The organism is Mycolicibacterium sp. HS_4_1, assembly GCF_054515875.1.
The window spans coordinates 3,848,479-3,872,797 of sequence record NZ_CM137261.1 but is presented as its reverse complement, the minus strand read 5'-3'; the positions used below and the strand labels follow the sequence as shown (position 1 = coordinate 3,872,797).

The 24,319-nt window shown below is 65.4% G+C and carries 28 protein-coding genes; 15 read left to right on the top strand and 13 right to left on the bottom strand.

Annotation, left to right across the window (positions count from 1 at the left end; all coding sequences use genetic code 11):
• Positions 1–50 precede the first annotated feature (50 nt).
• Positions 51–653, top strand: coding sequence for a TetR/AcrR family transcriptional regulator (locus ACX12F_RS18590; RefSeq protein WP_459365968.1), 603 nt, complete (start codon positions 51–53; stop codon positions 651–653).
• Complete coding sequence (locus ACX12F_RS18585) at positions 653–1,150, top strand: hypothetical protein (protein ID WP_459365967.1); 498 nt, start codon at positions 653–655, stop codon at positions 1,148–1,150. The genes ACX12F_RS18590 and ACX12F_RS18585 overlap by 1 nt, the downstream gene beginning before the upstream one ends.
• A gap of 4 nt (positions 1,151–1,154) precedes the next feature.
• Here the strand turns inward: ACX12F_RS18585 and ACX12F_RS18580 are convergent, their stop codons facing one another.
• The 6 genes from ACX12F_RS18580 to ACX12F_RS18555 form a co-directional block, all read right to left on the bottom strand.
• A complete protein-coding gene (locus ACX12F_RS18580) occupies positions 1,155–2,129 on the bottom strand; it encodes an NADPH:quinone oxidoreductase family protein (RefSeq protein ID WP_459365966.1) in 975 nt (324 codons plus the stop codon).
• Positions 2,126–3,154, bottom strand: coding sequence for a phosphotransferase family protein (locus tag ACX12F_RS18575; RefSeq protein WP_459365965.1), 1,029 nt, complete (start codon positions 3,152–3,154; stop codon positions 2,126–2,128). Before ACX12F_RS18575 ends, ACX12F_RS18580 begins: the two co-directional genes overlap by 4 nt.
• Before the next feature lie 78 nt (positions 3,155–3,232).
• Positions 3,233–4,918 carry a nitric oxide reductase activation protein NorD gene (locus ACX12F_RS18570; RefSeq protein ID WP_459365964.1) on the bottom strand — a complete coding sequence of 562 codons (1,686 nt, stop codon included), beginning with the start codon at positions 4,916–4,918 and terminating at the stop codon, positions 3,233–3,235.
• Positions 4,915–5,733: a CbbQ/NirQ/NorQ/GpvN family protein gene (locus ACX12F_RS18565; protein ID WP_459365963.1), complete on the bottom strand. Its 819-nt coding sequence runs from the start codon at positions 5,731–5,733 to the stop codon at positions 4,915–4,917. The genes ACX12F_RS18570 and ACX12F_RS18565 overlap by 4 nt, the downstream gene beginning before the upstream one ends.
• A 1-nt stretch (position 5,734) precedes the next feature.
• On the bottom strand, positions 5,735–6,889 hold the full coding sequence (locus ACX12F_RS18560; RefSeq protein WP_459365962.1) for a spirocyclase AveC family protein: 1,155 nt from the start codon (positions 6,887–6,889) through the stop codon (positions 5,735–5,737).
• Between the two features lie 6 nt (positions 6,890–6,895).
• The gene (locus tag ACX12F_RS18555; protein WP_459365961.1) at positions 6,896–8,050 is read right to left on the bottom strand and encodes a spirocyclase AveC family protein; all 1,155 of its coding nucleotides are present in this window, start codon (positions 8,048–8,050) and stop codon (positions 6,896–6,898) included.
• A 90-nt stretch (positions 8,051–8,140) separates the two neighbouring features.
• Between ACX12F_RS18555 and ACX12F_RS18550 the strand changes: the two genes are divergently transcribed.
• The 13 genes from ACX12F_RS18550 (at position 8,141) to ACX12F_RS18490 (ending at position 18,595) form a co-directional block, all read left to right on the top strand.
• Entirely contained in the window at positions 8,141–8,743 is a 603-nt protein-coding gene (locus ACX12F_RS18550; RefSeq protein WP_459365960.1) for a TetR/AcrR family transcriptional regulator, read from the top strand.
• A 93-nt stretch (positions 8,744–8,836) separates the two neighbouring features.
• Positions 8,837–10,102: an aromatic ring-hydroxylating oxygenase subunit alpha gene (locus ACX12F_RS18545; protein WP_459365959.1), complete on the top strand. Its 1,266-nt coding sequence runs from the start codon at positions 8,837–8,839 to the stop codon at positions 10,100–10,102.
• Positions 10,103–10,104: 2 nt separating this feature from the next.
• On the top strand, positions 10,105–10,434 hold the full coding sequence (locus ACX12F_RS18540; protein ID WP_459365958.1) for a hypothetical protein: 330 nt from the start codon (positions 10,105–10,107) through the stop codon (positions 10,432–10,434).
• 8 nt (positions 10,435–10,442) lie between these two features.
• Positions 10,443–11,702, top strand: coding sequence for a metal-dependent hydrolase family protein (locus ACX12F_RS18535; protein WP_459365957.1), 1,260 nt, complete (start codon positions 10,443–10,445; stop codon positions 11,700–11,702).
• Positions 11,702–12,154, top strand: a complete 453-nt coding sequence (locus tag ACX12F_RS18530; protein ID WP_459365956.1) for a MarR family winged helix-turn-helix transcriptional regulator — start codon at positions 11,702–11,704, stop codon at positions 12,152–12,154. Before ACX12F_RS18535 ends, ACX12F_RS18530 begins: the two co-directional genes overlap by 1 nt.
• A gap of 295 nt (positions 12,155–12,449) precedes the next feature.
• Positions 12,450–13,466, top strand: a complete 1,017-nt coding sequence (locus ACX12F_RS18525; protein ID WP_459365955.1) for a 2Fe-2S iron-sulfur cluster-binding protein — start codon at positions 12,450–12,452, stop codon at positions 13,464–13,466.
• Between the two features lie 8 nt (positions 13,467–13,474).
• Positions 13,475–14,218, top strand: coding sequence for an SDR family NAD(P)-dependent oxidoreductase (locus ACX12F_RS18520; RefSeq protein WP_459365954.1), 744 nt, complete (start codon positions 13,475–13,477; stop codon positions 14,216–14,218).
• A gap of 54 nt (positions 14,219–14,272) precedes the next feature.
• On the top strand, positions 14,273–15,532 hold the full coding sequence (locus ACX12F_RS18515; RefSeq protein WP_459365953.1) for an aromatic ring-hydroxylating oxygenase subunit alpha: 1,260 nt from the start codon (positions 14,273–14,275) through the stop codon (positions 15,530–15,532).
• Between the two features lie 2 nt (positions 15,533–15,534).
• Complete coding sequence (locus ACX12F_RS18510; protein WP_459365952.1) at positions 15,535–15,870, top strand: hypothetical protein; 336 nt, start codon at positions 15,535–15,537, stop codon at positions 15,868–15,870.
• Positions 15,867–16,712 carry a TauD/TfdA dioxygenase family protein gene (locus ACX12F_RS18505; protein WP_459365951.1) on the top strand — a complete coding sequence of 282 codons (846 nt, stop codon included), beginning with the start codon at positions 15,867–15,869 and terminating at the stop codon, positions 16,710–16,712. The genes ACX12F_RS18510 and ACX12F_RS18505 overlap by 4 nt, the downstream gene beginning before the upstream one ends.
• 97 nt (positions 16,713–16,809) lie before the next feature.
• Complete coding sequence (locus tag ACX12F_RS18500) at positions 16,810–18,099, top strand: cytochrome P450 (protein ID WP_459365950.1); 1,290 nt, start codon at positions 16,810–16,812, stop codon at positions 18,097–18,099.
• Positions 18,096–18,290, top strand: a complete 195-nt coding sequence (locus ACX12F_RS18495) for a ferredoxin (protein WP_459365949.1) — start codon at positions 18,096–18,098, stop codon at positions 18,288–18,290. Before ACX12F_RS18500 ends, ACX12F_RS18495 begins: the two co-directional genes overlap by 4 nt.
• Positions 18,291–18,304: 14 nt before the next feature.
• A complete protein-coding gene (locus ACX12F_RS18490) occupies positions 18,305–18,595 on the top strand; it encodes a DUF1330 domain-containing protein (protein WP_020102581.1) in 291 nt (96 codons plus the stop codon).
• 23 nt (positions 18,596–18,618) lie between these two features.
• Here the strand turns inward: ACX12F_RS18490 and ACX12F_RS18485 are convergent, their stop codons facing one another.
• From ACX12F_RS18485 to ACX12F_RS18455, 7 genes are read right to left on the bottom strand one after another with little or no spacing between them, the layout of a single operon-like run.
• Positions 18,619–19,374 (bottom strand): SDR family oxidoreductase, encoded by a 756-nt coding sequence (locus ACX12F_RS18485; RefSeq protein ID WP_459365948.1) that lies wholly within the window; start codon positions 19,372–19,374, stop codon positions 18,619–18,621.
• Positions 19,371–20,423, bottom strand: a complete 1,053-nt coding sequence (locus ACX12F_RS18480) for an NAD(P)H-dependent amine dehydrogenase family protein (protein WP_459365947.1) — start codon at positions 20,421–20,423, stop codon at positions 19,371–19,373. Before ACX12F_RS18480 ends, ACX12F_RS18485 begins: the two co-directional genes overlap by 4 nt.
• Complete coding sequence (locus ACX12F_RS18475) at positions 20,420–20,623, bottom strand: ferredoxin (protein WP_459365946.1); 204 nt, start codon at positions 20,621–20,623, stop codon at positions 20,420–20,422. The genes ACX12F_RS18480 and ACX12F_RS18475 overlap by 4 nt, the downstream gene beginning before the upstream one ends.
• Positions 20,620–21,831 carry a cytochrome P450 gene (locus tag ACX12F_RS18470; protein ID WP_459365945.1) on the bottom strand — a complete coding sequence of 404 codons (1,212 nt, stop codon included), beginning with the start codon at positions 21,829–21,831 and terminating at the stop codon, positions 20,620–20,622. The genes ACX12F_RS18475 and ACX12F_RS18470 overlap by 4 nt, the downstream gene beginning before the upstream one ends.
• On the bottom strand, positions 21,828–22,631 hold the full coding sequence (locus ACX12F_RS18465; protein ID WP_459365944.1) for an NAD(P)-dependent oxidoreductase: 804 nt from the start codon (positions 22,629–22,631) through the stop codon (positions 21,828–21,830). Before ACX12F_RS18465 ends, ACX12F_RS18470 begins: the two co-directional genes overlap by 4 nt.
• Entirely contained in the window at positions 22,628–23,446 is an 819-nt protein-coding gene (locus tag ACX12F_RS18460) for an NAD(P)-dependent oxidoreductase (RefSeq protein WP_459365943.1), read from the bottom strand. The genes ACX12F_RS18465 and ACX12F_RS18460 overlap by 4 nt, the downstream gene beginning before the upstream one ends.
• Positions 23,446–24,309, bottom strand: a complete 864-nt coding sequence (locus tag ACX12F_RS18455) for an alpha/beta hydrolase (protein ID WP_459370423.1) — start codon at positions 24,307–24,309, stop codon at positions 23,446–23,448. Before ACX12F_RS18455 ends, ACX12F_RS18460 begins: the two co-directional genes overlap by 1 nt.
• Positions 24,310–24,319 lie beyond the last annotated feature (10 nt).

The window sequence follows — 24,319 nt, the reverse complement described above, 5'->3', positions numbered from 1 at the left end:
AACCAACCTACTGTGTGTTCACTAGGTTGGTTCGGTCGAAGGGAGCAGGCGTGACGGAGCCTCGTCCCTACGCCTCACTCTTTGCCAAGGGTGACGACCGTAAGGCGCGGATCCTCGAGGTTGCGCAACGTCTGCTTGCCCGAAATGGTTGGCGCAGTACGTCATTGGCTCAGATCGCCCGCGAGGCGGGGGTGACGCCTGCCGGCCTGCTGCACCATTTCGAATCCAAGGAGCAACTGCTGCACGCAGTGCTCGACGCGCGCGACGCCGACGATGACGCCCACGCGGACCGCAGTGGCGACCTGGTCGAAGAACTGATGCACGTACCGGAGCGGTTCGAGCGGTCGCCGGAGCTCGTCGGCACGTTCGCTGTGCTGTTGATCGAGAACATCCTGCCCGACGCGCCGTTGCACGACCGCATGGTCCGGCGCTACGAAGCTGCGCTCGGAATTCTCAGCAACGGCATCCGGGAAGCCCAAGAGGCTGGCCGCTATCGCAGTGACATGGACCCCGCCGTCAAGGCGGTGCAGATTTTGGCCTTTGTCAACGGAATGGAGACATTATGGTTACTCGATCCTTCGATGCCGGTGACCGACGTGTTCAAGGACTACGTGGAGTCGTTACGCCGGGAGCTCGCTCCGACGATCCCCTGATGAGATATCGCCTCGACGTCGTGGCCGCTACCGTCTCGGAGGCTGTCGAGAATGCGGGCGGCTGGTTGTTCGACCGGGTGACCGCGGGCTGGAACGTCACCGTCCTGATTGCCGATTGCGACGAGGACGACCGGCCGCTGCAGATCCTGGGCGTCTGCGCCGAAGATCTCGAGTCTGCGTTGATCGAGGGTAGGACCCGCCCGCACCCGCAGACGGTAGCCGTCGCGGCCCACCTGTTCGACACCGAACCCCGGGTGCGCAGCGGAGTCCTGGCCGCGTTGGCGGCCGGCCAGACCGAGGTGACGTTGTGGGGCGACACGTGTCCCGCCGAGCTGCACGGCATCGACACCGTCCATCACGAATTGAGCGCGGCGGCAAGGGCGTTCAAGTCTCAGGCGCTGGCCGCGTGCGGGGTACGGCGCGCTGTGAACTCTGTCGAGACATTCCGCATCGGCACGATGGCTTCGGTCGCCGCGGACCTCGTCCCGGCAAGCTAGTCGGTTACCTCGATCCAGCGACGTCGATGAGGACCTTGCCGACGGCCTTGCCGTCGGCAACCAGGCGCAGGGCCCGCGCGGTATCGTCGAGTTGGAAGACGGCGCCGACGTGGGGCACCACCTGTCCGCTGGCCAGCAGCGCGGCGAGTTCGGTTCGGTTGCGGTGGAATTCGTCGGGTGGAATGTCCCTGAGCTGGAAGCCGATGACATGTGCGCCCTTGATGAGGATCAGATTCATGGGAATGCGGGGAATGACACCCGACGCGAAGCCGACGGTGACGAAGCGGCCACCGGGCCGCAGTGATCGCAAGGCCGGTTCTGAGACATCGCCTCCTACCGGATCGATGACCGCGTGTGCGCCGTCCGGGACGGCTTGACGTAAGGCGCCGCGCAGGTCCGAGGTGCCGTGCTTCACCAGGTGGGCGGCGCCGTATGACGCTGCCACGGAGAGCTTCTCGCCCGATGACGCCACCGCCGTGACGGTCGCGCCGAGCAGGACGCCCAGTTGCACGGCAGCCAACCCGACACCGCCCCCGGCGCCCAGCACCACCAGGTCCTGCCCGGAACTGAGTTGTGCCGCAGACCGCAGTGCGTGGTAGGCGGTGCCGTGGGCGACGCCGTATGCGGCGGCCGTCCGGTCGTCGATGCCGTCGGGGATGCGGGTCAGTCCGGCGGTGGGCGCCACCACCTCCTCGGCGAAAGCACCGTGCAGAGCGGCACCGGACACCCGGTCGCCGACCGCGAAATCACCTGTGGCTTCAGCGACTTCGGTGACGATGCCGGCGAATTCGCTACCGGGTACGAACGGCACCGGAACAGTTACCTGGTACTGATTCGCGATGAACAGCACGTCGGGAAAGTTCACCGCGGCGATATGGACACGGACCCGGACCTGCCCGGCGGACAGGGTGGGTGCCGGGACATCGTCGACCCGGACCACCTCCGGTGGGCCGTAACCGGAGCAGACGACGGCTCTCACCGGTAGTCGCTGGACTCGGCGAGCTCGGCCGCCTCACGCATCAGCGAGGTGACGACAGGTCCGTAGGCGAGGAGCTTCTCGTTGTCACCGGCTCGCTGGAAACCTTGCTCCAGCACGATCGCCAGCTTCCACTTGGCCAGCACGAGGTAGTAGTCCAGATCGTCGACCTGGCGTCCGGATACCTCGGCGTAGTGCTCGACGACCGCTGTGCGCGAGGGCATTCCGCGCATATCGACGTAGTTCATGGCCGACGGTGCATCGGTATTCTCCGGCCAGCTCTGCACCATCCAGCCCAGATCGAGCTTGGGGTCGCCCACCGTGCCCATCTCCCAGTCGACGATCGCGGCCATCGTTGCCGGTGCGCCGTGCCGGTACATCACGTTGGCGAACTGGTAGTCGCCGTGCATGAGGCCGGGGATGAAGTCGAGGGGCCGGTGAGTGCGCAGCCATTCGGTGGTGACGGCCAGGCCGTCGATGTCGCGGCCCTTGATGCGCTCGAAGAAGGCGGTCCAGCGATCGACCTGGCGTTCGTGAAAGCCATCGGGGCGGCCAAGATCGTGCAGTCCCTTGGCTTTCCAGTCGACCTTGGACAGCAAGGCGATGCCCTCGGCCAGTTGATACGAGAGTCCGGCACGCGCGTCGGCGTTCCCGTCGAACGGGTCGGGCCATACGCCGTGCTGGTCCATGGGAGACCAGCCGTCGACGTGGCCCATCAAATAGAACGGCCGGCCGAGTACCGTCGCGTCCTCGCACACTCCCACCGCTGCGGTGTGCGGCACGTCGGTGCCGTCGAGGGCTTCGATGATGCGCCACTCGCGCAAGATGCCCTTGTCCCGGTCAGCCGGAGCATCCAGCGGCGGCATGCGCAGAACGCAGGTGTCCTCGCCACGGGTGATCCGGTAGATGACGTTCTGCGTGCCGCCGGACAGGTATGCGGCTTCTAGGGGTTCGCCTGCTCCGGGTAGTCCCGACCGGTCCATCCAATCAGCTAGGTGCGCAACGTCGATCACAAGTTCCCCACTCATTCGACCTCATGACGAGAAAGTCGTCTTCTCAGTCATATCGCACTGCCGGGAAATTGTTAAGTACTTGATATCAGCGGTCTAACCGCCCGCTGGTTTCGGTGCGGCCAACTCCCGCAGGGACGACAGGAACAGCTCATCCATGCGCGGGCTCAGCTCGGCCAGGGTGCCGGCACTGGCATGGCTGGAGGAGCCGAAGACGCGTTCGAGAGCTTCGGTCTCACTGGCGCCACCGATCGAAAGGCACAGGCAGGCAACACCGTCCATGCGCAACTCTTCGAGTGCCCTGTGCGCGTCGGCTTCTGCATAGCGGCCCTCGTAGCCGTCGTCGTAGGGGAATCCGTCGGACAGCACGAGGAGCAGCCGGTTTGGTGTGCCCGCCTGTTCCTTGAGGATCTCGCCCCCACCACGGATGGCGGCGCCCAGCCGCGTGTAACCGGACGGTTCAAGCTGATTCAGCCGCGCGCGTCCCACGGCGCCGAACCGCTGCCCGAACGGCTTGATCGCAGGCAGGTGGACCGCGTGGCGGCCCTGCGACCGGAAACCGTAGACGGCCACCCGATCGCCGAGCTCTTCGAGCACAGCGGCCATGGTGGCAGCCGCCCGGCGCTGGTGTTCATGGACAGCCAGGCCGCCGGAGTCGGTCTCGGTTGCCGAACCCGAGGCATCGACCAAGATGAGCACGCCGAGATTGCGCGAGAGCTTGCGCTGCTCGAGATACACGTGCTCGGGCGGTGAGAACCCGGAGCGCAGGTCGACGAACAGGTCAATCAGCGCCTCGATGTCCAGCTCGTCGCCGTCGGCTCGGCCGCGAAGAACTTTGGGACCGAGCCCGATTCGAGACAGCCGTCGCCGCAGCACATCGTCGTGCGGGACCCCGGCCGCGGACACATCTGCGGCGGCGGTCAGCGGATAGTCGATGACCCGGCACCAGTCCTCTTTGTACCGGCCCGCGAAGACGTCCCACTCCGGATGGAGGGCGCCGCCGACTCCCAGCGTGGCACCGGGCCGGCGGTCGTCGGTGAAACGGATCTGCGTGGGTAAGGGCCGTGCATCGGGGCCGACCTTGCCGACCCGCCGAACGCTGCCGATCTGCATCTCGGCGCCGGCGTTGTCCTCGCCCTTCGATCGCGAGCTGCCGAATAGCTTGGACAGGAAATCAGACATCGTTCGCGACGCCATTGGCGCTTCGAAAAGCTTGAGGATCTTGCTGTCCTCGGATTCGCCCGCGTCGTCGTCTTCGTCGCCCAGTTCCTCCTGAACCTCCGGCACCTCGAATTTCAGCTGCAGGTCCTTGTCGGTGGGGCGCGCGCCGGGACCCATCGCCGTGGCCAGCAGCCGAGAAGGTTTGATGACGCCGAACCAGTCCGGCGCGTCCTCGACGGCCGTGCGGCCCTTGGCGATCCGCAGTGACTGGCCGGCACTGTCCGTGTGGGGTGCGCCGGTACCGAGTTCGGCGGCGAGTGGCAGGTCGCGGGACAGTTCGGCCAGCACCCGGCGACCTTCCAGCGCGAGGTAACGGCGCGCCACCGCAGGACGGCCGCGGAGCGACTTCAGCATGGCCGCATCGAGGCTGCCCGCGCCGAGTAGCGCGCTCTGCACCAGCACCTCGCGGCGCTGCTGTGCGGGCGGCGCCGCGGAGACGTAGACGACCTGGCCATCGGTATATGCCGCGCCGCCCTCCCGCGCCTCGGCGATATCGACCGGTCGGCCCGCGACATGCGTGGCGAGGAGCCGAAACTGCTCGGGGCCGACGGAATCGGTCACGGCCGGGGGAGGACGGCGTCCGCGAGCTCGCCGAGGGCGCGGACGATGTCGTGGTCGTCGGAGAGCACCTTGACGACCGCCGACTGCACGGCACTGCGCACGCTCAGCCCTTCGGCGACCAATTCGCCTGCCAGGATCAACATGCGGGTGGACGCCACTTCGCGAAGCGGTGAGCCGTCCAGATTGCGGATGGCGCTACCGAATTTGACCAGACTACGAGCGGTTTCGGCATCGATGCCGGCCTCGTGCATCACAATTTCCGTCTCCGCGGCGGCCGGCGGAAAGTCGAGCTCGATGGCGACGAACCGTTGCCTGGTGGACTCCTTGATGTTCTTCAGGACGCTCTGATAGCCGGGATTGTAGGAGATGACGAGCTGAAAGCCGGGGGCCGCAGGCAGCGTGACGCCGAGCCGGTCGACCGGCAGTTCGCGGCGGTGGTCGGCCAGCGGATGGATGACGACGGTGGTGTCCTGACGCGCCTCCACGATCTCATCGAGGTAGCAGATGGCGCCTTCGCGAACCGCCCGCGTCAAAGGCCCGTCCACCCAGACGGTTTCACCGCCCTTCAGCAGGAACCGGCCGACCAGGTCCGCCGACGTCATGTCCTCATGGCCGGCGACGGTGATCAGGTCCCGCCCGAGTTCGTGCGCCATCGACTCCACGAACCGGGTCTTCCCGCATCCCGTCGGGCCTTTCAGTAGCACCGGCAGGCCCCGGCGGGATGCGGCGCGGAAGACCTCCACCTCGTCGCCGAGGGCGCGGTAGAACGGTGCGTTCGGCACCGGTCTGACAACTGCGGAAGTGTTGTTCAACAAGTCATTTGCCCTTCTCGACGGGAACGAGTTTCGGAATCGTGACGCCGTTGGGTGTCACCAGTTGGCCGTGGATGTCGACGTAGCTCGAATTCTGCAGGGGGATCGGGATCGACGGGTCGGGGCAAGCTCGATCAGTGCCATCGCCGCAGACGCCCATCAGGAAGTACGAGCGTTTCAAAAGGTCTTCCGGCCAGGGATCCTGGTGCATGGCGAACCACTGCGCGGGCAGGTTGTAGAGCACGAAGAAGAAGGCGCTGCAGGCGGCGAAGATTGCCAGGAAGCGCGTGATCTGTTGTTTCACAAAGCCACCGCGCATGGTATCCACACCGCGTTCGACGTAGGTGCGGCCGCGGTCGTCGGTGAAGTAGCGCAGACAGCACAGGCCCGCCTGCACGCCACCCCACATGAGCCCCTCGTAGATCGGCCACTGGTAGTAGGTCCCGGGATTGACCGACAGAGCCCGGATGGCACCCGGATAGGTGAACAGGCCCATCGGCATGAGGAACAAGCCCTCGATCACGAAATCGAAGAAGAAGGTCCACACGATCACCACGCCGATCAGACCGAGCGTGTTGATGTTGGGCCACTTGGACTTTGCCTTGCGCATCACCCAGCAGCCGAGCATCGTGCACAACAGGACGAAGCAGTAACCGGGTGCGTTCATGAGGAATGGCTCGGCCATCATGCGACCGGGTTCGCCGAACGACATCCAGCCGGGGACGTCCTGCACCCACGAACCCCGGTTCCACATCCAGGTGTTGTACGTACTCCACGTGTTCACGTAGTTCAGCAATGGATCCTGGAAGAACAGCAGGCCACACGCGATCAGGAGCATGCCGTCGAGCGTGATGCGCCGCTCCCGCCGCCAGGGCCGGATGATGAACCACCACACCGCAACCGGCAGCCCGACGATGATCACGCCTGTCCAAGTGAAGAGGATCGCCTTCATGTACATCGGTGGGTCGCTCGGCCCTGCCGGGACGCGCTCGAAGTTCGGCCCCGTCACCCACCGAGTCCACACGTAGAGCTGGAACGCCAGGATCGCGCCGCCGACCGCGGCCCAGACGCGCACGGGCGTGATCTTGCTGGGCGCCCCGAGGGCTGCCCCGCTGAGCGGTTCGGTGACGATTGCTCGCTTCTGTGACAACTCACTCATGCGGCGTCACTTCCCGATCTGTACAGGAGCGTCTTTGGGCATCTCTTTGCCCGGTGGGAGGACGAGCTTGCCGTCGACGTTGATGTAGCCGGAGCGCTTGGTCGGCATGGGCAGCACCGGGTTCGGGCACGGCGTGTTCTCGTCGCAGACGCTCTGGCTGAAGTACGAGCGCTTCTGCACGTCCTCGGGCCATGGGTCGGAGTGCAGGCCGAACCACTGGGCGGGCACGTTGTACAGGAAGAAAAACGCGGCACTGCAGGCGGCGAAGATCGCCAGAAACCGAACCAGCTGTTGCCGGAACACCCCGCCGCGAACGTGGTCCAGCCCGCGCTCGACGACGGTGCGGCCGCGGTCGTCGGTGAAGAAGCGCAGACAGCACAGTGCGGTCATGACGGCGCCCCACATGAGTCCTTCGTAGACGGGCCACTGGTAGTACGTACCGGCGTTGAACGACACCGAGCGAATCGCGCCGGGGTACACGAAGAGCCCGATCGGCAGCAGGATCAGTCCCTCCATGACGAAGTCGAAGAAGAAACAGAAGACGTATGTGGCAACGATCAACCGGAAGTTGCTGATGTTCGGCCAGCGTGACTTGATCCTGCGCATCGCAAAACAGCCGACCATCAACGTCACCAGCACCATGCCGTACCCGGGCATGTTGATGGGAAGCGGTTCGCCCACTTGGTGTCCCGGCGATTCGGGGGAGACCCAGCTGGGGATGTTCGATGTCCAGGAGCCCATGTTCCAGATCCACATGTTGTACGTGCACCAGGTATTGGTGTAGTTGAGCAGGGGATCCTGGAAGAAGAACAGGGCGCACGAAACGAACAGCATGCCGTCGAGCGTGATGCGCCGCTCCCGCAGCCATGGCCTGAGGAGGAACCACCAGACGGCAGCGGGGAACCCCACCACCATGAAGGCGCAGTTCACCAACAGCATGACCTTCATGTAGGTCGGCGGGTCGGTCGGGCCGGCGGGCACCCGGACGAAATAAGGCCCGGTGACCCAGCGGGTCCAGACATAAATCTGGAAGAGCAGCAGTGCGCCGCCGAAGAACGCCCAGATCTTGACCGGCGCCGACGGCGCTTGGCTGCCAACGAGATTCGTGGATCCGCCAAGCGGCTCGGTAACAGTGGATTTCTTGCCCAGCATTTCGCTCACGAGGCCTCCTCGAGTCCGTGTCGTCTCGAAGATACCCACTGGTATCTCAGTTTCCAATAGGAATCTCGGAATCTGTGGCAGAATTTTTTCATGGTGGAGCGTTGGACGCGGGAGCGGCGACTGGAACACACGCGTTCGCTGCTGTTGGATGCAGCTGAGGATGTCTTCGCTGAAAAGGGCTTCGCGCCAGCGACTCTCGATGAGATCGCGTCGGTCGCCGGCTACACCAAGGGGGCGATCTACAAACACTTCGCCACGAAGGAAGATCTGTTCCTTGCGGTCAACGACCGCTACTGGCGCCAATACTTCGACAAATTCGCCGAAGTGATGTCGAGGTCCGAGCGCGTCGGAGCGCACGAGCGCGACGAGATCGCCGAACGCTGGCTGGAGCTCAGTCGTGGTCGCGGCGCTGAGCATGCCGCATTGGGCTACGAGTTCACCCTCTATCTGCTGCGCAACCCAGAGGTGCGAGATCGAGTGGCGGCCAGGCGATCTGAGGTGGTCGAGGCGTTGGCTGGCTTCATTGTCGAGGGTGTCGACCGCCTGGGTGGGACGCTGCTGATACCGGCGCCCACGTTCGCTCAAATTCTCCTCGCCACCAGCGATGCCATCGTGTTGAGTAACGAACTCGACGGCGTCGACCTGTTTCGGCCGGTCGTCGACATGTACGTCTCGGCGATCAAGTTCGCCTGACGACACCCCGGCAGCATTGAGTATCAACTACTTGTCATTGAAGCATCGGGCGGATACCGTCGGCTGTGAAGTCACGTCGAGGAGGAGTGCGCCATGGCCCGGTTCCCCAAGCCGCCCGAGGGCAGTTGGACCCAACACTATCCGCGGCTGGGAACCGGCCCGGTCTCGTACGAGGACTCGATCAGCCCCGAGCAGTTCGAGATCGAACGCAAAGCGGTGTTCAAGCGGGCGTGGCTGAATGTCGGTCGCGTTGAACAGCTTCCGCGCAAGGGTAGCTACTTCACCAAAGAGCTCGCGGTCGTGAACACCTCGATCATCCTGGTGCGCAACAACGCCGGCGAGGTGAAGGCCTATCACAACATCTGTCGGCACCGGGGCAACAAGCTGGTATGGAACGACATGCCGCAGGAGGAGACCAAGGGCTTCTGCAAACAGTTCACCTGCAAGTACCACGCCTGGCGGTACGACCTCGACGGCAATCTGACGTTCGTGCAGCAGGAGGGCGAGTTCTTCGATCTTGACAAGGACCGGTACGGCCTGGTGCCCGTGCACTGTGACGTCTGGGAAGGCTTCATCTTCGTCAACTTCGCCGCCGAACCGGAGCAGTCCCTGCGCGATTTCCTCGGCCCGATGGTTCAGGGCCTTGAAGGCTATCCGTTCGAGAAACTCACCTCGAAGTTCACGTATCGCTCTGAGGTCAAAGCGAATTGGAAGCTCTACATGGACGCGTTCCAGGAGTTCTACCACGCGCCGGTACTGCATGCGAACCAGTCGCCCACCAACTACTCGAAGGCCGCGGCCCAGGCCGGTTTCGAGGCGCCGCACTACCGCATCGACGGGCCGCACCGGCTGGTCAGCACCTCCGGGGTCCGGGTGTGGGAGATGGGTGCTGAGATGCGCAAGCCCATGGAGGACATCTGCCAGAGTGGGCTGTTCGGGCCGTGGGATTCGCCCGACTTGGGGGTAATGCCCGTCGGCCTCAATCCGGCGAAATGTGACCCGTGGGGCCTGGATTCGTTCCAGCTGTTCCCGAACTTCGTCGTGCTGTTCTGGGGGCAGGGCTGGTACCTGACCTATCACTACTGGCCGACGTCGTACAACACGCATATCTTCGAATGCACGCTGTACTTCCCGCAGGCGCGCAGTCCCCGCGAACGCATCGGGCAGGAGCTCGCGGCGGTGACATTCAAGGAGTACGGCCTGCAGGACGCCAATACTCTGGAGGCCACCCAGTCCATGATCGAGTCTCGCACCGTCAACGAATTCCTGTTGTGTGACCAGGAAGTGCTGATCCGGCACCTGCACCACGAAACCGCTGCCTGGATCGAGGACTACCAGCGCAAGGCCGCGGGGGTGTGACCATGACTGTGCACCTACCGGCCGAATTTGCCGACCTGGAGCCATTTTCCGAGTGGTGCCTACCGACCGAGGCTCTGCGCTACGCCAAGCGGCTGGAGAGCTCCATGGCGCAGATGCAGGCGTTCTACGACGCGATCACCCCGCGAGCAGAAGACGCCATCGCGTTCTGCGACAAGTTCAGCCTCGGCGACATGCCCGAAGACGTCCTGAACCTCATGCACCTGCTGTACTCCATGATCCAGGTGTCGTTCCCCGTTGAGTGCTGGAAACAGCCCCGCGTTCCCGACTCCGGGGCCACCAAGCTCGACTGCGTCTACGAACCGATCCCATGACGGCGCCCATGACAGAGCTGACTGTGCTTCGGGCCGCCCGGTGGGCCGACGTCGACAGCGGCGAAGTGCGGTCACCGGCCGTGATCGTGGTCGAGGGCAACCGCATCAAGGCCGTCAATCCTGTCGAACCATTGCCGGATTCGGCCGTCGTCATCGACCTTGGCGACGTGACGCTGCTGCCGGGATTGATGGACATGGAGCTCAACCTGCTCATCGGTGGCCCCGGCGGCCCCGAAGGGCTGCCGAGCCCGATGCACGGCGTACAGGACGATCCGGCCTATCGGACGCTGCGCGGCGCCGTCAACGCCCGCGCCACGCTGGAGGCCGGTTTCACCACCGTGCGCAACCTCGGGTTGATGGTCAAGACCGGAGGCTACCTGCTGGACGTGGCCCTCATGCGGGCCATCGACCAGGGCTGGCATGTCGGGCCCCGCATCTATCCGGCCGGACACGCGGTGACACCGTACGGTGGTCACCTCGACCCGACGGTCTTCCAGCGCCTGGCGCCCGGCATCATGCCGTTGTCGGTCGGGGAGGGCATCGCCAACGGCGTCGACGAGGTCCGGGCCTGCGTGCGCTACCAGGTCCGGCACGGCGCCAAGCTGATCAAGGTGTCCGCCTCGGGTGGCGTGATGTCACACAGCACCGCGCCGGGTGCGCAGCAGTATTCCGACGACGAGTTCGCCGCGATCGCCGACGAAGCGCACCGTGCGGGAGTGCGCGTGGCTGCACATGCGGTGGGGGACACTGCGATTCGGGCCTGCATCCGCGCCGGCATCGACTGCATCGAGCACGGCTTCCTGGCGACCGACGACACCATTCAATTGATGGCCGACACCGGCACGTTCCTGGTGTCGACGACCTACCTGACCGAGGCCATGGCCGTCGACCGCATCGCGCCCGAACTACGCAAGAAGGCCGAGGTGGTGTTTCCGCAGGCGCAGGCGATGCTGCCGAAAGCCATCGCCGCGGGCGTACGCATCGCCTGCGGAACCGATGCGCCGGCCGTGCCGCACGGGCAGAACGCGAAGGAGTTGTGTGCGCTCGTCGACCGCGGCATGACGCCGATGCAGGCCATCCGCGCCGCCACCGTCACGAGCGCGGAACTCATCGATGCCGACGACGAACTCGGGCGGCTGGCCCCGGGTTACCGCGCGGATATCGTGGCAGTCCCCGGCGATGTGTCGCGCAATATCGCCAGTACGCTGGACGTGCGCTTCGTGATGAAAGAGGGGCAGATCTACAAGCAGGTCGACGGAGGTGCGTAGTGGACTTGGACGAAAACCTCCTGTGGCACCTCAAGCAGGCGTTCTACTTCTCTCTGACCTCGGTGAACGAGGCCGTCAGTAGCCACGGGGTCAGCACCGCCCAGATCGGTGTGCTGCGCCAACTCGCCAACGAGCCCGGGCTGTCCGGCGCCGATCTGGCGCGCCGTTTGCTCATCACGCCGCAGGGCGTGCAGTTGGCACTGAAGGCGCTCGAAGACCGTGGGCTCGTGGAGCGCAAGCCCGATCCGCAACATGCCCGCATCCTGCAGGCCTTCCTGACCGAGCAGGGGCGCAAGACCGCCGCCGCCGTCGTCGGCGATGCGGTGCAGGCGCACGAAGCGGTGTTCGGCGTGCTCACCGCCGACGAGCAGGAGACCTTGAAGCGGTTGCTCAAGCGCGTCGTCGAGCAGGGCACCGGGAACAAACTGATCGACGATCACGTCGGGGAGTGAGCGGCCCGCGAGGACGTGGACGTGACCACGCGCTGGGCACTTGACAAGCAAATGTCTTCTGGGAGTTGAGCGTGCGCTGGCGCAGGAAAGGATCGAGTGCCACGCTGCGCAGATGCACCGTCAACCAGCTCGGGCCTCGCCGCCTGAGATGGGGCGGCGCGAGGACGATTTGATCGCACGGTCGGGTTAAAAGTCCCGCAGATACGCGCAGTCAAAGACCCGCTGAAGCCCCGGTAAGAAAGATTGAGTATCAAGTGCTTGATATCAATGACAAGTACTTGATACTCTCGAAGGGATGGCTGATCTTGTGGACGACTTCGCGTCATTGCGCATCAAACGGGTGGTGCGCGAAACCGGCGACGCGGTGTCGCTGGTCCTCGATATCCCCGAGGACTGTGCGCCCCGATTCCGTTACCAGGCAGGCCAATTCCTGACCCTGCGGGTGCAAGTGGCCGGGGATCAGCACCGGCGGTGTTACTCGATGTCGTCGTCGCCGCTGGGTGGCGACGATCTGCAGATCACCGTCAAGCGTGACGGTGGCGGCCTCGTGTCGAACTGGCTGAACGACGCGGTCGCGGCGGGCGATCGCATCGATGCCGCTCCGCCCGAAGGCCGGTTCGTCCTCGGCGAGGGGGACCGCGACATCGTCGCCTTCGCCGGCGGCAGTGGGATCACGCCGATTCACTCGCTGATCGGCGCCGCGCTGGCTGGGACCTCGCGTCGCATCCGGCTGTTCTACGCCAACCGCAGCCGCGACTCGGTGATCTTCGCCGATTCCCTTGGTTCACTGGAACAGTCGCATCCCGACCGTCTGACCGTGCGCCACCACTTGGACGACGTTGACGGCATCGTGCGGCCGGAAGCCATCGCATCCTTCGTCGCCGACACCGGCGATGCCGAGTTCTACATCTGCGGGCCTGGGCCGTTCATGGATGCGGTGGAATCCGCCGTCATGCAGACTGGCACGCCGCGCAGCCGAATTCACTTGGAGCGCTTCCAGATCGCCGCGGTCACCGCCGCTGATGCGGCTGCGTCGGACACCGAGGAAGTCACCATCGAACTCGACCGCCGCAAGACGACCGTGGAGTACCGGGCAGGCAACACGCTGCTGCAGACGGCCCGCATCGCCGGGCTGCGCGCGCCCTCGTCGTGCGAAACCGGCTCCTGCGGAACGTGTATGGCCCGCATCGTCGAAGGCAGCGCACGCATGCTCAACAACGACGCTCTCGACGACGACGAGGTCGCCGACGGCTGGGTGCTGACCTGTCAATCCCTGCCGACCAGCAAGACCGTTCGAGTGGTTTACGAGTAGGAGTGCACATGACACGCGTGGCTGTGGTGACCGGTGGTGCGTCGGGCATGGGTGAGGCGACCTGTCACGAACTGGGACGGCGGGGACACAAGGTCGCCGTCCTCGACCTGAACAGCGAAGCGGCACAGCGGGTCGCCGAAGACCTGCGCGCCGACGGCGTGGAGGCGGTCGGCATTGCGGTCGACGTCGGCGACAGAGTCTCGGTGGAAGACGCGTTCGCCAAGGTGCGCAGCGAGTTCGGGCCCGTACACATCCTGGTCACCAGTGCCGGCGTGGTGGATTTCGCGGCGTTCACGGACATCACCGTGGATTCCTGGCAGCGGCTGATCGACGTGAATCTCACCGGCACGTTCCACTGTTGTCAGGTCGCGGTACCGGACATGCTGGCGGCGGGCTGGGGACGCATCGTGATGATCTCCTCGTCCAGTGCACAGCGCGGCTCGCCGGGTATGGCGCACTACGCCGCGTCCAAGGGCGCTCTGCTGTCGCTGACGAAATCGCTTGCTCGCGAATATGGTCCGGCTGGCATCACGGTGAACAACGTGCCTCCGTCGGGTATCGAGACGCCGATGCAACACCAATCGCAGGCGGCGGGAAACTTGCCACCCAACGAGCAAATGGCGGCCAGCATCCCTGTTGGCCACCTCGGCACCGGGGAGGACATCGCCGCGGCTGTCGGCTTCTTGTGCTCGCCGGAAGCCGGCTTCATCACCGGGCAGACCCTCGGTGTCAACGGTGGGTCCGTGATGTGACGGCCGGCGACGTGACGGCAAGCGATGTGACGGAACAACTTCGAGGAGGAGATCATGGCCAAGTGGCCCAAGCCGGCTGAAGGCAGCTGGACCGAGCATTACCCCGAACTCGGCACGGGGCCGATTTCCTTCCGCGACTCGATCTCACCGGAGTTCTACGAACTCGAACGTGAGGCGGTCTTCAAACGGGCGTGGCTCAACGTCGGGCGGATCGAGGAGGTGCCGCGGGTCGGCAGCTACTTCACCAAGGAGATCGACGCGGCGCGCACGTCGGTGATCGTGGTGAAGGGCAAGGACGAACAGATCCGCGCCTTCTACAACATCTGCCGGCACCGCGGAAACAAACTGGTGTGGAACGACTTTCCCCACGAAGAGACCAAAGGCGGTTGCCGTCAGTTCACCTGCAAGTACCACGGCTGGCGCTACGACCTCAAAGGTGATCTGACGTTCGTGCAGCAGGAAGGCGAGTTCTTCGGGCTGGACAGCTCCCGGTACGGGTTGAAGCCCGTGCAGTGCGACGTGTGGAACGGCTTCATCTTCATCAACTTCGATCCCGAGCCCCCGTGGAGCCTGCGCGAGTTCCTGGGCCCGATGATCACCGCGCTCGACGACTACCCGTTCGGGGCGATGACCGAGCGTTACGACTTCGCGGCGGAGAACAACAGCAATTGGAAGATCTTCGCCGACGCATTCCAGGAGTACTACCACGTGCCGTCGCTGCACTCCCAGCAGGTGCCGAGCGCGGTGCGTCAACCGAACGCCACCTTCGAGTGCGGGCACTTCCAGATCGACGGGCCGCACCGACTGGTGTCGACGGCGGGTACCCGCCGCTGGAAGCTCGACCCCGACTACATGTACCCCGTCGAGCGGGTGACGCGCAGCGGTCTGGTGGGGCCGTGGCGTACCCCGGAGACCCACTTCTCGGCCGGCCTGAATCCAGGCGGCATCGAACCGTGGGGCATCACGAACTTCCAGATCTTCCCCAACCTGGAGATCCTGATCTACCACGGCTGGTATCTGCTGTACCGCTACTGGCCGACGTCGCACAACACCCATAAGTTCGAGGCGTACAACGCGTTTCACCCGGCGCGCACCGTCCGCGAGCGCATCGAGCACGAGGTCGCCTCGGTGGTGCTGAAAGAGTTCGCTCTCCAGGACGCCGGCATGCTCGGCGGCACCCAGGCGGCACTGGAATACGACGTCGTCGACGATTACCCGCTGTCGGATCAGGAGATCCTGGTGCGCCATCTGCACAAGGTGTCGGTCGACTGGGTCGAGGAATACCAGGCCCAGCGTGCCCCGGCGGGGGTGTGATCGTGGCCGAATCCCGACTGCCCAGCGCCTTCGCCGAGTTCGAACCGTTCGCCGAGAAGTGGTGCCTGGCGACCGAACCCGAACGCTGGGAGATGCGCATGCAGACTCCGATGACCGAGATCCGGCAGTTCTATGACGCATTCACGCCGCGCTTCGAGGAGGCTATCGACTATTGCGACAAGTACGGACTCGACGACCTGCCGGACGACGCGCTCAATCTGCTGCACCTGATCTACTCGATGATCATGGTTTCGATGGCCGTCGAGATCTTCGGCACGCAGAAGCCGGCTGACTCTGCCGACGCCATCATGAATCGTGTCGGGGCCCCGATGCCATGAGTCTGCTGACGCTGGGCAAGCTGACGTCGGCGGTCGGCGCGGAAGTGGTCGGCGTTGATGCCGGGCGACTGACCGCCGATGATGACCTGGCCGCGGCCGTGCTCGATGCCTTGGAGGACAACGGCGTGCTGGTTTTCCCGGGTCTGCGGCTCGATCCGGAAGAGCAGGTCGCGTTCAGTCGCAGACTCGGCGCTGTCGATCACTCCTCGGACGGCCATCACCCGGTCGCCGGAATCTATCCGATCACGCTCGACACTTCCAAGAACGCCTCGGCGGCCTATCTCCGCGCGACGTTCGACTGGCACATCGACGGCTGCACTCCTATCGAGGACACCTATCCGCAGAAGGCGACCGTGCTCTCAGCCGTCGCGGTGGCGACGAACGGCGGCGAGACCGAATTTGCCAATTCCTATGCCGCATATGACGAATTGAGCACCGGCGACCAGGAGCGCTACCGGCAGCTGCGGGTACTGCATTCGCTGGAGGCATCGCAGCGCCGGGTCACTCCTGACCCGTCGCCAGAGCAGCTCGCGGCGTGGCGGTCGCGGCGGACGCGCGAGCACCCGTTGGTCTGGACGCATCGCAGCGGCCGCAAGTCGCTGGTGCTCGGCGCGTCCGCGGACCACATCGTCGGCATGGACCGGGACGAGGGACGCGCACTGCTCGCCGAACTGCTGGAGCGAGCCACGGCTCCCGAGAAGGTGTACAGCCACACGTGGTCGGTGGGGGACACCGTCGTCTGGGACAACCGCGGCGTGCTGCACCGCGCGGCCCCCTACGCCGCCGACGCGCCGCGAGAGATGCTGCGCACCACCGTCCTCGGCGACGAACCGATCCGATGACCACCGGGCGCATTGACGCCGGCGGACCACTATGGAAATGTAATCACCACATTTGAGAATCACATTCTCATCTGAGTGTGCTTGGAATGGAGGACAGGTGTCGGAAGACCTCACCGCGGTCGATTTCTTCCGGGATGATCGGCTGACCGACGACCCGTACCCGTTTTACGAGGCCCTGCGCAACAAGTGCCCGGTGACCCGCGAAGAGCACTACGGCGTCACGATGGTCACCGGTTGGCAGGAAGCGGTCGACGTCTACAACGACGCAGACACGTTCTCGTCGTGCATCTCGGTGACGGGCCCGTTCCCGGGTTTCCCGGTACCGCTCGAAGGTGACGATGTCAGCGACCTCATCGAGAAGCACCGCGACGAGATTCCCTACAGCGACCAACTGCCCACGCTGGACCCGCCGACGCACACCAATCACCGCGCCCTGCTGATGCGGCTGATCACGCCCAAGCGCCTCAAGGAGAACGAGGACGCGATGTGGCGGATTGCCGACGACATGCTAGGGGAGTTCCTGGCTCCCGGCGAGGGTGAGTTCATCAAGGGCTTCGCCGGGCCGTTCACCCTGCGCGTCATCGCGGACCTGCTCGGTGTACCCGACGAGGATTGCCCCGAACTGCTCGAGCGGCTTGCGAAGGGCACCCACGGCGGCGGACTCGGCAGCACCGACGACAAGACGCTCTCCAAAACGCCATTCGAATATCTCTACGAAGCCTTCGCGGTGTACGTCGAGGATCGCCGACGGGAACCGCGCGACGACGTGCTGACCGGTCTGGCCACCGCGACGTTCCCCGACGGGACCATGCCGACGGTTGACGACGTGGTGCGGGTGGCCACGAACGTTTTCTCGGCCGGTCAGGAGACCACGGTCCGGTTGCTCAGTACGGCGCTGAAGGTGATCGGCGAGCAACCCGACATCCAGGCCAAGCTTCGGGCAGATCGCAGCCTGCTGCCGAACTTCATCGAAGAATGCCTGCGTATCGAGAGCCCGGTGAAGGGCGACTTCCGGCTCTCGCGCGTGCCGACCACCATCGGTGACGAGGCCATCGGCGCGGGCTGCACGTTGATGGTGATCAACGGTGCGGCCAATCGTGATCCACGGCGGTTCGAGGATCCCGACACGTTCGACGCCGAGCGCAAGAACGCCCGCCAGCACCTGGCGTTCGGGCGCGGCATCCACAGCTGCCCCGGTGCGCCATTGGCGCGGGCCGAGACGCGTGTGGCGCTGGAGCGGCTCCTGGACCGAACGTCGGACATCCGGATCTCCGAGGCGCACCACGGCCCCGCGGGAAGCCGCCGGTACCAATACATTCCGACATACATCCTGCGTGGCATCATCGATCTCCACCTCGAATTCGATCCTGCCGGGAGCTCGTCATGAAGGTTGTCGTCGATGAAGACCGGTGCCGCGGCCACGGCATGTGCCTGACGTTGTGTCCCGATGTCTTCAGCATGACCGACGACGGTTATGCGGTCGCCGATCCTTCGGCAGTGACGGCTGATCTCGAAGGTGCGGTTCGCGATGCCATGGCGAACTGTCCCGAACAAGCAATCGTCGAAACCAACGACTAGTCAAGGAGATTCGAGTGGCCAAGGGATATGTGATCCTCACCGAGGACGTCAAGGACCCGGCGGGCATGGCTGAGTACGCCAAGCTGGCCGGCAAGGCGATGTCGTCCGCCACGATCGTGTCGGTGGACCAGAACCCCCAGGTGCTCGAGGGCAGCTGGCACGGCAACCAGACCGTCGTGCTGGAGTTCGAATCCGTGGACGCCGCGCGCGCCTGGTACGAGTCCGACGCGTACCAGGCAGCCGCGAAAGTCCGCCAGTCCGCCGCGGACTGCAACGCCGTGATCCTGTCGGGCTTCGGAGCCTGACAGGACCTGACGGTCAGCGGGCGTCAGCCCGCTGACCACCCGCCGTCGGCCGCCACGATCGCGCCGTTGACGAATGCGGCGGCATCGGAAGCCAGGAAGACGATCACGTCGGCCATCTGCTCGGGCAGCGCGATATCCGGGGCCGCTGCGATGATCGGCGTCAGGCGGGCTTGACCGGTCTCGTTGAATCCGCTGATGCTGCCGGCGATTCCGGTGAGCGTCGGGCCGGGCAGGATCGCGTTGCACCGAATGCCGTCCTTGGCGTACGACCAGGCGATGTTACGGGTCAGGCCGATGACGCCGTGCTTGGAGGCGGTGTATGCGGCACCGGCAGAGCCGCCGCGGACTCCGGCGGCCGAGGCGGTGTTGACGATGACGCCGCGCTGTTGGCCGAGCATGTGGGGGAGCACCGCATGGGTCACGATGAACGTGCCGGTCAGGTTGATCCGGATGACCCGGTCCCATTCGGCGAGCGTGGTGTCAGCGGGTAGCGCCATGGTGTCGATGACGCCGGCGTTGTTGGACAGCACGTCGATATGGCCGTAGGTGTCGAGGGCGGCAGTCACGGCCCGCGCGACGGACTCCTCGTCGGCGATGTCGGCGGCGACGGCAATGGCGGCGTCGCCGATCAATTCCGCGGTTTCCTGGGCCGCGGCGCCGTTGATGTCGGTGGCGACGACGCGGGCGCCCGCCTTGGCGAATGCCAGGGCGGTGGCGCGTCCGATGCCCGAGCCGGCTCCGGTGATCAGAGCCACCTGGTTCTCGAATCCTTCTTTCATGCAAGGCCTTTCATGCGCGGTAGGGTCAGCGGCAGGTCGTTGTAGGTGGCGATGCCGGGTGCGGCCGCGACGACAGCCGGGATCGCGTTGATGGCGGGCATCGCCGTCATGATGTGGCCGAGGGTCATGAATTCCGCCATGGTGGTCGCCTGGAAGTCCGGCGGCGGCAGGAAGTTGACCTTCATGGTGACCGTCGGGCGACCATCGATCGTGATGTTCCACGCATCGGCGTCGAGCCGCCAATCGGGCTCGAGTGACTGGCCTTTGCGCCACCGCACCTTGAGCTCGATGACGGTCTTACCGGCAACCACACCCTGCCAGCTCGCGGCGACGCCGGCGACGCAGCCTTTCTCGATGGTCCACGAGCCCAGATCGAGATCCGCGGTGGTCTGTGCGTATTCGGCTTCGCACCGCACGTCGTCGAGTTCGACGCCGAGCGAGTCGGCCAGTAACCGCACTGCCTCGCCGAAGATCGCGGTGCCCGCGGCGGCCATCGGCGGCAGGTCCGGTGAATCGATGGGCATGCCGAAACCGCAGGGGATTTCGGTGGCGGGTGAGTCGTAGAAGGTGGTGTCGGCGGCCTCGGCGACCGTCACCTTGTCCACCCGGTCGCACGCCATGGCGCCGACGATCGCCAGCAGCTCGGCGAACCCCGGGCTGACCCCGGACCCGAACATGGTCGAGCCGCCCACGCGGCATGCCTCGATGATGCGTTCCCGGTCGCGGCCCAGGTTGTGTCCGGTGATGAATGACGCTGTCGCAACGACATTGACCCCGGCTTCCAGGATGCGCACGACTTCATCGACGTCGATCCACATCGGGTTGTACACCACGCAATCCGGCTTCTGTGCCAGCAGTGCCGCGACGTCATTGGTCGCGGTCACCCCGGTGGGCTCGATCCCGCACAGCTCGCCGACGTCACGGCCGGCCTTGTCCGGTGACCAGGCGTAGCATCCGATGAGTTCCAGGTCTGGATGTGCGACAACGGCTTTTACCGAGCTCTTGCCGACATTGCCGGTGGTCCATTGAACGACGCGATAGGGCTTCATGAGGGATCCTCCGTGATCGATATCGCCTGGCGGGGACATTGGCGGACGGCCTCGAGGATCCGGCCCCGGTTGTCCGGCATCACCTCGTCGCGCCGGATGTGCAGGTGGTCCTGGTCGTCGAGATGGAACACGTCGGGGATGATTCCCTCACAGACGCCATTGCTCTCGCACAGCCCGAAGTCGACGTTCACCTTGCTCATCGCAGCACCCGTGCCGGAATGTTCTGCCAACCCATCACGTTCTGCATGTGGACACGTCTGCAACCGTCCCAGTCGATTTCGTAGCGCGGCATGAAGTCCAGCAACGCCTCCAGCGCGGCGGCGCTCTCCATGCGGGCCAGCGCCGCCCCCAGACAGCTGTGGATGCCGTACCCGAAACCGAGGTTCTGGGCCTCGGTGTGATTACGGTCGATGTCGAACGAGTCGGCGTCGGTCCACGCCTCCGGATCGCGGTTGGCGGAACCGCCGAGCAGGAAGACCGGAGCGCCCTTGGGAATGGTCGTCCCGTGTAGCTGCACGTCTTTCATACTGCGACGCACGTTGTACTGCGCGGGTGCCTCGTACCGCAACAGCTCCTCGACGGCGGCGGGGACCTTGCTGCGATCGTCCAGCAGCTTCTGCCACTGGTCGGGATGGCGGGCGAATAGGTAGACCGCGTTACCGACCAGCTTGGTCACCGTCTCGGCGCCGGCGCCGCCCAACAGCGAAGCGAATCCGGCGATCTCGTAGTCCTCGAGCTTGGTGACGGTGCCGTCTTCACGTTCGGTCTCGGCGGCCAGGAGGCGGCTGATCAGATCGTCGCCCGGTGCTTCTTTACGCTGGCGCGCCAGTTCGAAATAGAAAGCCGCACTGTCCATGTAGGCCTGGATGCCCTGTTCCGAGGTTTCGACCTGGCCGATTTCGCGGTGCAGCGATTCGTCGATCCAGTACCGGACCTGTTGGGCCTCCTCCTCGGGGACGCCCATCATGTTCGTGATCACCTCGACCGGGAACGGTCCGGTGAAGTCCTGTACCGCATCGAATCCGTTGGGATCGAGGCGGTTCAGGTACTTGTCGATCTTCGCGCGGACCATTTCGCGCTGCGACTGGATTGCCCGCGGCGTGAATACCTTGTTCAGCAGGCTGCGGATGTGGCGGTGCTCGGGCGGATCCATGAAGATGATCATCCGCATATTGCCCGGCATCTCGGCCCCCGCGCGCACCTGTGCCAGATCCGTTCCGTACGCCGACGAATAGGTCTCGAAGTCGCGGTACGCGGGGGCGACGTCGTCGTGCCGGGACAGTGCGTAGAAGTCGTGTTCCTCGCTGTAATACACCGGCGCTTCCGCGCGCATTCGCCGGTAGGTCTCCCATGGCCCGTTGAAGTAGTCCTCGGAGAACGGGTCGAACACGAGTTTTGTTGCGGTCATGCTGGATTGCTCCCTCCCGTCGGCGCCATGCCGGTGTCGATGATGGTGTCGAGCACGCCCAGGCCGGTGCCCAACTCAGCTGCGGTGGTTCGGACCGTCGCGACGTCCTTGCTCAGGAACTCGCCGACGACCGCGCGGAACGACGCGGCCGAACCCGCTCGCGAGATGCTGTCGAGCGCACGGCTGCCCGCGCTGGCGTGGGGCAGGGCGGTCAGCAGTGCGGATTCGGGGACGCCGAGCCGCTCGCCGAGTTCGACTGCGGCGCTGATCAACCCGATCTGCGCCGCGAACAATGCGTTGTTGACGAGCTTGACCCGTTGGCCCGTGCCCGGCGGACCGGCGTGGATGATCGGGTCGCCGTAGCACGACAGCACGGGTCTGGCTCGCTCGACCGCGGCGTCGGAGCCGCCGACGAACAACGTCAACCGGCCGGCGGCGATGTCGTGCGGACCGCCGCTGACCGCGGCGTCGATGACGTCCACGCCGCGGTCGGCGATGGCCTCGGCAGTGTGCGGGCTGCCGGTGGTATGGATGACCAGGACGGTGTCCGGGCGCAGGTTGTCCGCCAGGGCATTGGCGACGTCCCGGACCTGCTCGTCGGTGAAGACGCAGATGACGACCGTATCTGCGCCTGCGCAGAGGGCGGCCAGATCGGTGACCGGGGTTGCGCCGAGTGCGGTGATGGCTGCACTCTTCTCCGGTGTGCGGGCCAGGACGTTCACCTCGTGGCCGGCTGCGACGAGGCGGCCGACCATGGCACCGCCCATGCGTCCCGCCCCGACGAAGCCGACCGTGTTCACCGCGTGCGGTCCATCAAACTCAGTGCGGCATCGGCGGATTCGAGCACCGCGCCCGGTGTGGCGCCGGCGGCCTCGGCGAGGTCCGCGATCAGACAGACATCCTTCTTCAGCAGGTCCGCCGCGACGGACTTGAGCACATCGAGACTTCCGCCGAATTGCGCGATGCGGCCGAGCGCGAAGCTGTTCGCCGATCCCTGGGTGATGACCTCGGCGAGCCGCTCGACCGAGACGCCCAGCGCCTCGCCCAGATCCAGCGTCGACTTCGCGGTCGCGATATTGGCGGTGAACAGCAGGTTGTTCAGCAGTTTGGTCACCTGGCCCGAGCCGACATCCCCGAGGTGGACGATCGGGTCGGCGTAGGTGGCGAACACCGGTCGACTGCGCTCGACGGCGTCAGGCTCACCGCCGACCATCACGAGGAGACGGCTGGCAGCGGCGGCGGGACCGCCGCCGCTGACCGGCGCATCGATCAACGAAAATCCCTTGGCTGCTGCGGATCTGGCCATATCGCGGCAGGTGTCCGGATGTACGGTGCTGTGGATGGCGATGATGCCGCCGGGCGCCAATCCGGCGAAGATGCCGTTATCGCCGTCCAGCACCTGGCGGACGTCGTCGTCCCCGACAACACACACGCAGACGAGGTCGCTGACGGCGGCCAACTCGGCTGGTGTTTCGACGACTTTGGCGGCGGTGTCGGCGAATGGTTCGACGGAGGCCGAGCGCCGGGCCCACAACGTCAGTGGATATCCCGCTTCCACGATGCGGCGCGCCATCGGCGCGCCCTGGCTGCCGAGACCGATGAATCCGACTCGCACTAACCGACCTCCAATGTGACTTCTGTGCTGCGCCGGGTGGCCAGGCATTCCTCGATGAACGCCAGCACGGTGAGGTGGTAGGCCGCTGCCCCGACCGAAACGCTGATGTTATGGCCCGCTCCGACCTGGTGGTGGACCGTCATCCGTGGTGCGGCGGTGAACAATCCGGAGATGGCCGCGAGGGCATCCGGGTCCGACTGCCAGACCCGTTCATGCTCGGCAACGGTGAAATGCACGGGCACCCGGACGTCGGCGGCCAGCGCCGGGAAGTCACTGCGGGGCCAGTCCTGGACCATCGCGGCCTCGTACCGGGCGCCGCTGCGCGCGTTGGGAGTGCTCGTCAACGGTGGGTAGAGCTCTGCGGGGTGCCACAGTAGTTCGCGCAGCCCGGGCGGGCGGTGGGTGGCCGACGCCGACTTGAGCATCTCCATGGCGGCGTCCTGGTAGCGCAGGCCGGTGCCGGCCAACGCGATACCGAAAACACCTGCCTGGGAGGCGCGTTCGTCGAGGGCCATGCGGAGGGTCAGCTCGCAGCCGTTGGAGTGCCCGAGCAGGAATACGCTGGCGCCACGGCTCCGGGGCCCGAGCATCGCGTCCACCGCGCCGTAGGCCAGGGCGATCCGCTGCTCCGGGCGCACGACTGCCTCGGGGTAGGCGTCGGACGCCCCGTATCCGGGGCGGTCCAGTGCGACGACGGTGTAGCCGAGCGCTGCGGCGGTGCGCATCAGCGACAGTCGTGGGTGCCCCGGACAATCGAAATATGCTGCGCTGCTGCCACCGCCGTGTACGGCGACGATGACGGCGCGTGGCGCCTCGGCTTCGGCGATCAGCCCTGACATCATGACGTCGCCGACGCGGACCATCCGCGGCACC